Here is a 12,138-nt window from a genome sequence, read left to right on the forward strand (position 1 = left end):
CAGCAAGTCGCGGTGCGATCCCATGCTGTTCTGAAAGGACTTAAAGATATGCAGGCTATGCTGAAAACCTATGGCGGCAGGATGGCCACAGGTGTGCTGTGGCTGGCGTCCATGCTGCCAGGTGAATATGGAGAAAAGGCTGCCAGACTGCGGCCCTTTATGGTTGATAACAGCCAGGCTGTGATTATTGATATTCGCGAAGCTCTGCACGTTATGTTCGGGTTTAGTCTGGCGGAAGTGTCTGAACTGATGAAATGTAACGACGAATTTGCTGTGCGGGTGTCTGGAGATGATATCCGTATTTTTGAGTACCCTGATGGCCTGCTTGGTGATAAGCCTGATGCGCTTCGTGAGGATTATCGCAGAGTAAAGGCTGGTGGTACTTCCCGGTTAGGTATCGATTACAATGCTGTCATTCCCTGTGCTGGTGAGGTCGCCTTATCCCGGGTGCTGGGTATTCTGTTTGCCTATTCAGACCCTAAATATGTGGAGGCGACCCTTCGCGGAAATACGGAAGCGTTTAAGGATGACTTGTCCGTATCAGCGAAAGTGACACTGATGTGTATGAGAGAGTCTCTCACAATGCTGGAAGAGTATAGGGGGGACGTGTTTTGGGAAGTGTGGCCTGGCCATAAAGAGAAATGGCCTTATTCCAAGGAGGAAACACCATCTGCCATTAATTATCTACAGAGGTATTTCACCCTGTTGATTGAGGGGGAGGTTAAGGAGGCCGGATTGTGTTATCAGAGTATTGGTTTAACTTTAGGCGTGAATGCCCTTACCAGGTTTAAAATGCCCCAATCAGTAGCATCTAAAAAGATGGACGAGGCTGGTTCACCCCCTCAGGAGGTGGATTTAATGTCGGGGATGAGTGCCCTTGCCGTGTCTGATACCCCCACAGAAACATCTAAAAAAATGGACGAGGCTGGTTCTCAGGAGTCGGGTTTAATGTTGATGAGTGGCCTTAATGTGTTTGGTACTTCCAAATCAGAAGCATCTGAAAAAATGGAAGAAAATGGTGGCTCTAAGGTTTAACTCTCCACCACTTCCAGCTGCTGTAAAACAATAACGGCCTGAGTGCGATTGTTCACGCCAAGCTTTCGGAAGATGGCTGTGGCGTGGGCTTTTATACAGGCTTCTGAAACCTGCAATTCCCAGGCGATCTGTTTGTTTCGCAACCCATCCCTGAGCATACCCAGTACTTTGAATTGCTGTGGAGTAAGCGTTGAGACTTTCTCCATGAGCTGTACATTGTCAGAACTGTCGTCTTCCTGCGTGCTCCCCAGATCAGGCGGCGTCCATACATCGCCATCGAGCATGGTGCGCACAGCGGAGGTTAACACCTCCAGAGAAGCAGATTTGGGGATAAATCCACAAGTACCGTATTCAAGAGACTGGCGAATCACACTCCCCTCTTCACGAGCGGAGATAATGGCAACCGGAATGTCTGGAAAGTGAGTGCGCAGGTAGAGCAATGCGGAAAACTCACGGGCCCCGGGAATGTGCAGGTCGAGCAGAATAAGGTCTGGGGTTTCGCCAGACTCAAGATGCTGCTGAAGTTCAGAAAAGCTGCTGCTCTCTTTTAGAGATACGCTATCTATTCCCTGAGTCAGAGCGGTAACCAGTGCGCTGCGAAACAGGGGATGATCTTCTGTGATAAGAATCCGGTAGTTCATAAGCCGGCTTTTTTTGTTGTTTGAATAGAGGGTGCCAGTGCTTGGTGAGGCAGTCAAACCTATTAGATGTGGCTGTTTTTGTTAGTTCGCTGCAGCAGTATGTTAGATATACTTACCAATGCTCACTTCCCTGAAACTGTGCCTTTTTTAACAAGTCTAATGTGAACATTCAACAGTTAAGAGGTCAGGGACGATTTATGGACAAGTTTTCCGGAGCGACTGGGGGTAAAAGCTCTTATCAACCCCAAGGTTTTTATAAGCATCAGCCTATTAAGGAAGAGACGAGTGACCGTAGGGACTCTCCCCCTGTATCATCATCTCGGATGAGTTCGTCCGGAACTGTAAGGCGGCTGACCGAGAGTGAAATGATCGTGCTGGTAGAGCGTCGAAAACAGGGTGGTGTTTTGCTCGGCCGCGGAGGTTTCGGGAATGTCTTGAAAGTCAATGCTCTAACGCTATCCCCCCCAATGGATACGGCATCGTCTCCTTCACCCCATTCTTCTATGTCTTCAGGCACACCTCAATTTCTCGCCGTGAAGGAGTCCGATGGCGTAACGAAAATGGGAAAAAAGAATGCCATGAAGGATCTTGCTCATGAGTGGGAGTTACTCAGAAATCTGAATCACCCTAATATTGTCACGGCCCTTGGGTTTTATCAGGAGCTGGATTGTGCTTATCTGGCTATGCCCTGCTACATCTCTAATTTAGGTAATGCTGTTACAGGTGCTCCCCAAACAACAGAAACCTACAATACCGGTGATCTTGTATCATTCTGCAAAGACATAGCCAGTGGTCTCTATTATCTGGTAGCAGACCGAAAAATTCTCCATCGAGATATTTCCACTCGCAATATTTTTGTTACCCACGATAAGAAAGCTGTTATCGGTGACTTTGGCATAGCAATACCCATAGGCAAGAAAAACAGTGGGCTTGGATATGACTACAATTCCCACGGCTATGTAGCACCGGAGCTGATTTTTAAACAGGCGTTAAACAATATTAACACTGAGACATTTGCATTTGGGCATGTTTTGCGGTGTGTGTTGGCGGGGCGTCCTTACTGTAAGGTCTGGGAGGTGAAAGGTGGCAGAATACACTCGCTGGTACCTGCATTTTTCAGCCAACTTGCTCCGCTTAACCGAGTGATTAAAAAGGATCCGCAGCCTGAGGCCATTGATCAGCTGTTTTATTTAATGACTAAGTGTGTGTCTTTAGAGGAGAAAGACCGGTGCCCGCCCGAAAGATGGGTTAAGGATACTGAGGCGGCAATGAGTAAGCTGGTTTTGACAGGAGGAGAAAGTCTTACTGCCTGTGCTGATGTCTCTGATAGCGAGGACTATAGCCCAAAGTCTAAGAGACGAAAGTATTAGCACTTGCTAGTGTAGCCTTGGCATACAGTTTTAAGCCCAAAAACAATAACAATAAAATGGGAGATCCTCCTATGAGTGATGGTAAGGCGGCAGCGGCCGCTTACTGGAAAGAGAATCTGCGTGTACTTCTGATGCTGCTCTGCGTGTGGTTTGCAGTGTCGTTTGGATGCGGCATTCTCTTTGTCGATACACTGGATAAAATCGTCATTGGTGGTTTCCCTCTGGGCTTCTGGTTTGCCCAGCAGGGTTCTATCTACACCTTTGTGGCGCTGATCTTTGTATATGTGTGGCAGATGAATCGTCTGGATCACAAATACAATGTTGATGAGAAGGAGGTGTAAGCATGGATACTCAAATGCTGACTTACCTCTTTGTCGGTGCCAGTTTTGCTCTCTATATCTTTATCGCCATTCGTTCCCGTGCCGGTTCTACCGGTGAATATTATGTAGCCGGTAAAGGCGTTCATCCCATAGCCAATGGTATGGCTACCGGTGCAGACTGGATGTCGGCCGCATCGTTTATCTCCATGGCGGGCATTATCTCGTTTGTCGGCCGTGACGGTGCTGTGTACCTGATGGGCTGGACCGGCGGTTATGTGCTGTTGGCCATGTGTCTTGCACCTTATCTGCGTAAGTTCGGGAAGTTCACAGTGCCCGACTTTGTGGGTGAACGGTATTACTCCCAGCTGGCCCGGGTTGTGGCGGTAGTCTGTGTGATCTTTATCTCATTCACCTATGTAGCAGGCCAGATGCGCGGTGTGGGCATTGTGTTCTCCCGTTATCTGGAAGTGGACATCAATGTCGGTGTCATGATCGGTATGGGGATCGTGTTCTTTTATGCGGTTCTCGGTGGCATGAAAGGCATTACCTACACCCAGGTTGCCCAGTATTGCGTGATGATCTTCGCCTTTATGGTGCCAGCTATTTTTATCAGTATGATGATTACCGGTAATCCTATTCCACAGCTGGGCTTTGGCTCTAATGTGGTGGGATCTGATATGTCGGTGCTGGAGAAACTCAATGGTCTTTCGGAAGAGCTTGGCTTTGCCCAGTACACCGATGGCAGTAAATCTACCATTGATATGTTCTTTATCACCATGGCACTGATGGTGGGCACCGCTGGTTTGCCTCACGTGATTGTGCGCTTTTTCACCACACCAACGGTGCGCGATGCGCGAAAGTCTGCCGGTTACGCACTGTTGTTTATCGCCATTCTGTATACCACTGCTCCTGCGGTTGCCAGCTTTGCCCGCATTAACCTGCTGAATACGGTGAGTGATGCCAAATATCAGGAACTGCCAGAATGGTTCTCCAACTGGGAAAACTCCGGCCTGATTGCCTGGACGGATAAGAACGCTGACGGCAAGATTCAGTACCACCCCGGCAAACCGATGGAAGGCAGCCCTCAGTTCACTGACGAGCGTGGTGTAAACGGTGAGCGACTGGTGTCTAACAACGTCACGGCCAACAATAATGAGCTGTATGTTGATCGTGACATTATGGTTCTGGCGAATCCTGAAATTGCACAGCTTCCCGGCTGGGTTATCGCACTGGTTGCGGCGGGTGGTCTGGCGGCGGCACTGTCGACCGCTGCAGGTTTGCTGCTGGTGATTTCAACCTCGATCTCCCACGATTTGCTCAAGCGTAACCTGATGCCAAACATCTCCGATAAGCAGGAACTGCTGGCAGCACGTGCTGCAGCTGCTGTGGCTGTTGTTGTCGCCGGTTTGTTTGGTATTTACCCTCCCGCCTTCGTGGCGCAGGTAGTGGCCTTTGCCTTTGGTCTGGCGGCGGCTTCGTTCTTCCCGGCCATTCTGATGGGTATCTTCTACAAACGCATGAATAAGGAAGGCGCGGTATCCGGCATGATTGTGGGGCTCGTGTTTACCTTCAGCTATATCGTGTACTTCAAGTTTATTAACCCCGGTGCAAGCCATGCTGAGAACTGGCTGTTCGGCGTATCGCCAGAAGGTATTGGTACGGTTGGTATGTTACTGAACTTTGGAGTGTCGTTAGTGGTTTGTCATCTTACCGCTGCGCCCCCTAAGGAGATTCAGGATATGGTGGAAGATATTCGTGTTCCGACAAGCGGTGGTGTGGAAAGTGCCCATGTTGATGATGCGAAAGGTCAGCCTGCCAGCGTTTCCTGATTAAAATCGTAGAGTTTAATGTGCTGTTTAAAAAGAGTCCTTCGGGGCTCTTTTTGTTTGTTGAAAAAGAGGTAGGAATTTAACAGTATTTTCAATAAAAATAATAAAAAGAAAGGAAGGCGATGAGACGCCAGAGATGGAAATGGCTGTTGCCTGTTTGGGTGAGTGCTGCTTACTGGGTATTCAGTGCCAATGCTCAGGCCGTGGAGCTTGGCTCCGGGGATGTTTACTTGCTGGAAAATTCCATAGAGGTTTTGCAGGACCCGGAAACGCAATTCACCTTTGAAGAAATACTGAATAAATCAACCGAATTTCAGCTCTCCAGGCCCTTCCCCGCATTGGGTTATACAAGGGATGTCGTGTGGTTTCGTATTCCTCTTAAACGGCCGCAAAGTATTCGATCCGACTGGATTTTAAAAATCAGCCCCAGTTATCTCGACCATGTGGACTTTTGGCTTGAGCAGGGCGGAACTGTTGTGGCTTCGGAATCCATTGGTCGGCGGGATTATAGCGAGGTTGGTTATATCTTGCCGGATGCTTTGCAGACGCACCTTGATATTCCAGAAGGCCATTCCACGCTTTATCTTCGTGTAAGAACAGGAACAACTCTGGCTATATTACCTGCTCTTATGGCACCGGATGCCTTCCTTATACAAAGTGAAAGAAACAGCTTCCGCATCGGCCTTGTGATTGGTGCAATGCTGCTGGTGTTTGTTTTTAACCTGCTGGGCTGGTGGATAACCCGCGTGGGCCTGTATGGCCTGTTTGCCGGTTATGTGGGCTTTGGAGCATTTAGCATTCTTGAAGGAGCCGGGCTGATCTCCAGCTTCTTCTGGAGCGAGTGGCAGCTCCTGACATCACGACCACTCAGTATCAGTCTTGGCTTCAGCTGGTTATTCGCTTATATGTTTTTTATGCAGCTGCTGGTGGATAAAAAGAAAGAGTGGTGGCTGTTGCCGTTATATTACCTTCTCTTTGCTTTTGCGATTGCTCAGATTTTTGCAGGTGTGATAGGCGGGAATGCTTACAGCTATGTCACCGAGGTTATGGTGCCCGTTGGTATTGTAGTAACGGGCTTAACAATGGTTTCGGCGTTGCGGTTGATTCTGAAGGGAGAGAGCGGCAGCCAGAAACTGCTGGGTGTCGCCTATCTGCCCCACGCTCTTTTGCTGATTCCCAACCAGTTATTTACAGGTGGGTGGCTATCGCCTTCGTTGTTTAGCATTTTCAGTCAGACTCAGGGAGGCATTCTTCAAATTGCCGTTCTTCAGGTTGTTTTGATGTATCGGGTGAAGGATGTTTTGCAGGAACGTAATCGTGCATTGGAAGATGCGACGCGAGTGAATGCAGAGGTGGAGCGGGAGCGAAAAATTCGGGAAGAACAGTCCCGTTTTCTGGCCATGATTACCCATGAGATTCGTACGCCACTGGCGGTTGTGGATATGTCTGTGCAATCTCTGAAGGCAATGGATCAGAACCCCGACAGTTTTCATAAAACGCGTTATAGCCGTATTCAAAGTGCTGTAAAGCGAATGGCAACCCTTCTGGAACTGGGTTTAAAGAAAGACGGGCTGAATGGGGAAATCTGGCAACCGGATGCTCAGGTTGATTTGGTGACGTTAAGTCAGAAGGTTATCAGTGAGTTTCCAGTGGATCAGCATGAACGTATTCAGTGGGATGGAACAGTGCAGGCTGCTTTTATCCTGGGAAATCAAGCTGCTTTAAAGCTGACATGTTTCAACCTGATAGAGAATGCTTTGAAATATTCCGATGACAAGGCTGTTCTGGTATCAGCTGGTGAATCCGATAACGGCTTTTACTGGCAGGTAGACGACCAGGGGCAGGGTATTCCCCAGGAGCAAAGGGGAAAAATCTTTGAGAAGTTTTTCCGGGCAGGGGAACACAGCGGCAAACCCGGTTTGGGGCTCGGCCTGTATATTGCCCAGCAGATTATTGAACGTCATAAGGGGCGAATTGCATGTTTGCCATCCCGGTTGGGGGGAGCCTGTTTTCGCTGCGAGTTTGATAAAGGGAGATAATAAAAATGGATGTTGCCATTGTTGAAGATAATCCGGATTTACGACTGGAGCTGGAGTTTCTCTTAAAGCATGCCGGTCATCATGTGTCTTCTTTTTCATGTGCGCGCCTGTTTTACGCGTTTATGGAAGGGAAACCTGCTCTTGATATTGTTGTACTGGATTTGGGGCTACCGGATGAGGATGGTTTGAGTGTGGCCCACAAACTTAAGGGGACACCAGGGCTGGGTGTTGTGATGCTTACCGCACGGGGAGGCTTGTCGGATCGCATACAGGGCTTTGAGAGCGGGGCAGATATCTATTTGACCAAGCCTGTTGATGTAGCAGAGCTGAACGCGGTTATGGAAAGCATTCACCGGCGAATACGAGTTGAGAGCCAGATAGGAGAGAATGCCCGGCTGCAAAGCTCCGGACGGAGGCTGATTCTTGGTAGTGGGGAAGTGATTGATTTAACAGCGGCAGAAGGCCTTATTATGAAGGCTCTGGCTGGGTCTGGCTTTGCAGCTGTGTCCCGAAAACGGCTCTCGGAAGCATTGGGGCAGGACTATATGAACTACGATGAACGACGCCTTGAAGCTATCGTCAGCCGCCTGCGGAAAAAACTGAAAAAAGTGTCTCCCACTACCGAATTTATTAAAGCAGCCAGAGGGCTTGGTTATCAGCTTACTGTGCAGATTGATACTGAGGTTTAGCTCATGTCAACGCCAAGGGTCAGCTTTTGTCAGCCTATGTATGCAGGAGGTCTATAGAATAAACGGGTCGTGAAGTCATTAGCTCTGTATCTGTTAAATGTGTTGCAGATCACAAAACCTTCAAATACAGTCACGATAGAAGAAGGGCTTTGTAAAGCCTGCAAAATAAGTGATAAAAAAGAATATAAAGGGTGGCTAATGTGCCTGACCATGGTGGCATACCTGCATCAAAGCTGACAACGCCTTACGCCTGGTTCTGGCGGGCAGTAACGCCCTATTGGCGGGTGTATCGCGATGTACTTTTAGCCAGCCTGCTGGTTAACCTTTTTGCTCTTGTTTCTCCTTTATTTGTCATGAATGTGTACGACAGAGTCGTACCAAATCAGGCTTATGAAACCCTGTGGATGCTGGCTGTCGGAGTGCTTTTGGCGTTTAGCCTGGAGTTTGTCATTCGTCTCCTCCGCACCCGTTATATTGATCTGGCAGGTCGTCAGATTGACTTGACCCTTTCTTCCCGTTTGATTGATCGCCTGCTTGGATCAAAGCTGGCTGCTCGCCCCGGCAGTACCGGCACACTGATGAACAGCCTTTCTGAATTCGACAGCATCCGCAGTTTCATCACCTCAACGTCTGTCATGGCGTTTATCGACCTGCCTTTTGTGGTGTTGTTTCTCGGGCTGGTTGTATGGATTGGCGGCTGGCTGGTTATGGTTCCGGTGACGTGTATTGGCCTCGCGCTACTGGTGGCATGGGCGGTGAACCGGCCTTTGCAACGGGTGATTGCTCGCCAGCAACAGTCCTCGGCTGAGAGACAAAACTATTTGATGGAGCTGCTGGTGGGGTTAGTGTCGGTAAAATCCTGCAATGTGGAACAGCAGAATGAACAGCGCTGGAGCACACTGAATAGAGAGGTGGCTGATGCCAACCTTTTAATTCGCAAGCTGCACGCTATTTCCATCCAGACCACCACCTTCTTTTTGCAGATCAATACGGTGGTATTGGTGATTTGGGGTGTGTATCTGATTAGCAGTGGCAACCTGTCCATGGGAGGCCTGATTGCCATGATGATGATTTCCGGACGCTGTGGTGCACCAGTGTCTCAGGTGATCAGCTTACTGAACCAGTATGAGAAAGCGGTACAGGCGCTGGATTATGCTGGTGGCATCATGAACCTTCCTCAGGAATATCCAGAGCAACGCCAATTCCTGGAACCTGAGATGTTTGAGGGGGGCTGGTTGGTGAACCGGGTGTCGTTTTCCTACCCAGAATGCCCGCCTTTGTTAAAAGACCTTAGCCTGACAATCCCTGCTGGACACAAATTGGCAGTGTTGGGACGTATGGGGTCAGGAAAGAGCACTTTCCTGCAACTGCTTGCGGGGCTTCAGGAGCCGACGGAAGGTCATCTCTCCCTTCAGAATATCGATATGAGACAGCTAAACCCAACCTGGTTGCGCAGGCATGTGGGTTATGTTCCTCAAAATAGTGAGATGTTTAATACATCCTTGCGTAACAACATCACGATGGGGCGTTCAGGTATCAGCGACAGTGACATTCTTGAAGCGCTGGATAAATCGGGCTTGGCAGGAATTGTGCAGGCTGGAAGTGCAGGGCTGGATTTTCAGGTTGGCGAAGGTGGACGGCACTTGTCTGGCGGGCAGGTTCAAGCCGTGTCTCTGGCAAGGGCACTGGTTACTCGCCCTGAAGCTCTGTTAATGGATGAGCCAACCAGCGCCATGGACAATCAGGCCGAAGCGCGCTTCCTGAAACTGCTCAGGGAGTTAGAGGGCGTAACGGTTGTTCTTGTTACTCATAAACTCAATCTTCTGGATGCTATGGATAGCATTGTCGTGTTTGACCAGGGAGAGATAAAAGCCCAGGGCGCTGCGCGGGATATGCTTGCGGGCATGTCCACTTCAGCCTCCCTGAAAAGAAAGACGACGGAGGCTGCGCTTTGACAGATGTGTGGCATCAGGCGTCCGATGAAGAGATTGCCTCTATCTCCAGAGGCAGCCGACCTCTGATATTTCTCACCTTGTTTACGATAGTGGCTTTTATTGCCTGGGCTGCCTGGTGTGAGATTGATGAGATTACCCGGGGAATGGGTAAGGTGATTCCGTCCAGTCAGGTTCAGGATGTGCAAAACCTCGAGGGCGGTATCGTCAAAGATATTCTGGTGTCGGAAGGGGAGTTGGTTGAACAGGGGCAGGTTCTGCTGGTGATGGACGATACTCGATTTGCGGCCACCCGCGAAGGGCAGTTTGCGAATCAGTTTGCTTTGCAGGCACGTCTGGGGCGCTTGAAAGCGGAAGTTGAGTCAGGTGAACCTGTTATGTCAGTGGAGCTGAAAAAGAATGCGCCTGAGCTGGCTATGCGCGAACTGGAACTCTTCACCAGTCGTAAGCAGGAACTGGCCAGCAGCGTTGGCGTATTTGTACAGCAGCTGAATCAGCAGAAGCAGCAGTTGGATGAGATTGCAGCTCAGCGAAAGCTGTTGGATCGTCGTTTGGCTTTAATGAATGAAGAACTGACCCTTTCAAAAGAGCTGGAAGCAGAGGGGGCCGTATCTCGGGTGGAACTGATAAGGCTTGAGCGGCAGGTCAGTGATACCCGCGGTGAAAAGCAAATTGCTATCGAAAACTTTGAACGTATTCAGGCCCAGCAGCAGGAAACACGGCAGCGGATTCGCGAAACCGAGCTGACTTTCAGTAATAAAGCTCGGGCGGAAATGAACGATGTTCTTGCCCAGTTGGAAGAGCTCTCTGCCAAAGACATAGCCGTTGCCGATCAGGTAGAAAGAACCCGCGTACGCGCCCCGATGAAGGGGGTTGTAAAACAGATTCTTGTGAATACTGAAGGTGGTGTGGTTCAACCCGGTATGAAAATAATGGAGTTGATACCCGTAGACGACACTCTGGAAGTGGAGGCCCGCATTCGCCCGGAAGATATTGCATTTCTTCACCCAGGGCAAAAAGCCACTGTTCGCTTTACCGCTTACGACTTCACCATTTATGGCGGTATTGATGGCGAACTCGTTCATATCAGTGCGGATACGATTATCGACGAAGAAGGCGAGAGCTTTTATCTCGCCCGTATAAAAACAAAGAACAGCTATCTGGGAGACGAAGAGCAGAGTCGCCCTATTATCGCCGGAATGGTGACAACCGTGGATATCCTCACCGGCAAGAAAACTTTACTGGATTACCTGCTGAAACCTGTACTGCGGGCTAAGCAGTTGGCGTTCTCGGAACGCTAGGCACAATAATAATTTTAAAATAAGCCAAAAATTCTAACTGGGGGGAGCCCGGAAGGTTATCGACCTGAACGGGGATAGATGATATGGAAAGCGTCGTTGATATTGCTGTAGGTAAGGTACATTTTTCTGCTGGTGAAGTGGTTGCTATAACCGCTGATGGAGATCGTCGCCCCTTGACGGTCGGAGACATAGTTCATCGTAATGAAGTGATTATGACCGGGGCCGATGGTGCTGTTCATATTAATTTGGTAGCTAATAATGTTATTGAATTGAGTGCTGGTCAGGAGATAACACTGTCTCTTAATGCGCTTGAACAAATAGCTTCTGGCTTCTCCGATAGCTTTGATATTGCCGCGATTCAAGATGCCTTAGCTAATGGCGTTGCCCCTGACTCCATACTTCCCGCTTCCGAGGCCGGTGTTGAAGAAGAGATTGCCGTAGAAGACATTGAAAACCTTCCTGCGCCTGAGGCTGGTCAGCCCGGTGAGCCACCTGAGGCTCCGGCGGGTAATAGCGGTTTTGGTGGGCAGGTTATTGCCGAGCTGAGTGGTTTGGTTGGGAGCCCTTCTGCCGGTTTTGAAACGACAGCGAATGACAATGACCAACCTGATATTGAGGATGATGTTGTTCTTCCAGCCTCAAGTAACACGCCTCAGATAAATTTCGCCCCAGACTTTATCAATGAAACCGATGGCATTGATAATGACCAGTATCGCTTTTCCGCCCTTGAGGGCATAACGGCCGGAACTGTTGTTGGCACTGTCTCCAGTGCTGATATCAATGGTGATCTGGTGACATACCGCATCACTCAGGGGAACGACAGTGGTTTGTTTGTTCTTGACCCTGATACTGGTGAGATTCGTGTTACTCAGGATATTGATGATGGGGAGCTGGGTGACTATAGCCTCATTGTTGAGGCGAATGATGGTGAGGGTGGCACCGATCAGGCGACAGTGAACGTC

At 49.4% G+C, this 12,138-nt stretch carries 10 protein-coding genes; 9 read left to right on the top strand and 1 reads right to left on the bottom strand.

All coding sequences use genetic code 11. The features are described 5' to 3' along the window. The coding region (locus E1189_RS05860) for a hypothetical protein (RefSeq protein WP_230460204.1) at nt 1-1,035 on the top strand (1,035 nt) is incomplete at its 5' end. Here E1189_RS05860 and E1189_RS05865 read toward each other — a convergent pair. Then, nucleotides 1,032-1,676, bottom strand: a complete 645-nt coding sequence (locus E1189_RS05865; protein ID WP_155159111.1) for a response regulator transcription factor — start codon at nt 1,674-1,676, stop codon at nt 1,032-1,034. The two genes, E1189_RS05860 and E1189_RS05865, sit on opposite strands and share 4 nt — an antisense overlap. A 323-nt stretch (nt 1,677-1,999) precedes the next feature. Here E1189_RS05865 and E1189_RS05870 point away from each other — a divergent pair, with 323 nt between their 5' ends. From E1189_RS05870 to E1189_RS05905, 8 genes are all read left to right on the top strand, one after another. Further along, nucleotides 2,000-3,046: a protein kinase family protein gene (locus tag E1189_RS05870; protein WP_230460205.1), complete on the top strand. Its 1,047-nt coding sequence runs from the start codon at nt 2,000-2,002 to the stop codon at nt 3,044-3,046. 71 nt (nt 3,047-3,117) lie between these two features. Continuing rightward, complete coding sequence (locus E1189_RS05875) at nt 3,118-3,387, top strand: DUF4212 domain-containing protein (protein WP_155159113.1); 270 nt, start codon at nt 3,118-3,120, stop codon at nt 3,385-3,387. 2 nt (nt 3,388-3,389) lie between these two features. Continuing rightward, entirely contained in the window at nt 3,390-5,195 is a 1,806-nt protein-coding gene (locus E1189_RS05880) for a sodium:solute symporter family protein (RefSeq protein ID WP_155159114.1), read from the top strand. A gap of 122 nt (nt 5,196-5,317) precedes the next feature. Continuing rightward, nucleotides 5,318-7,234, top strand: coding sequence for a sensor histidine kinase (locus tag E1189_RS05885; protein ID WP_155159115.1), 1,917 nt, complete (start codon nt 5,318-5,320; stop codon nt 7,232-7,234). Nucleotides 7,235-7,239: 5 nt separating this feature from the next. Further along, nucleotides 7,240-7,923, top strand: a complete 684-nt coding sequence (locus E1189_RS05890) for a response regulator transcription factor (protein ID WP_155159116.1) — start codon at nt 7,240-7,242, stop codon at nt 7,921-7,923. Between the two features lie 200 nt (nt 7,924-8,123). Continuing rightward, complete coding sequence (locus tag E1189_RS05895; protein WP_155159117.1) at nt 8,124-9,878, top strand: ATP-binding cassette domain-containing protein; 1,755 nt, start codon at nt 8,124-8,126, stop codon at nt 9,876-9,878. A 5-nt stretch (nt 9,879-9,883) separates the two neighbouring features. Next, nucleotides 9,884-11,176, top strand: a complete 1,293-nt coding sequence (locus E1189_RS05900; RefSeq protein ID WP_329601916.1) for an HlyD family type I secretion periplasmic adaptor subunit — start codon at nt 9,884-9,886, stop codon at nt 11,174-11,176. An 83-nt stretch (nt 11,177-11,259) separates the two neighbouring features. Continuing rightward, nucleotides 11,260-12,138 (top strand): cadherin repeat domain-containing protein (locus tag E1189_RS05905; protein WP_155159119.1); only part of this gene is annotated, 879 nt, incomplete at its 3' end.

This window comes from Parendozoicomonas verongulae (assembly GCF_009711465.1).
Classification (GTDB): Bacteria; Pseudomonadota; Gammaproteobacteria; order Pseudomonadales; family Endozoicomonadaceae; genus Sansalvadorimonas; species Sansalvadorimonas verongulae.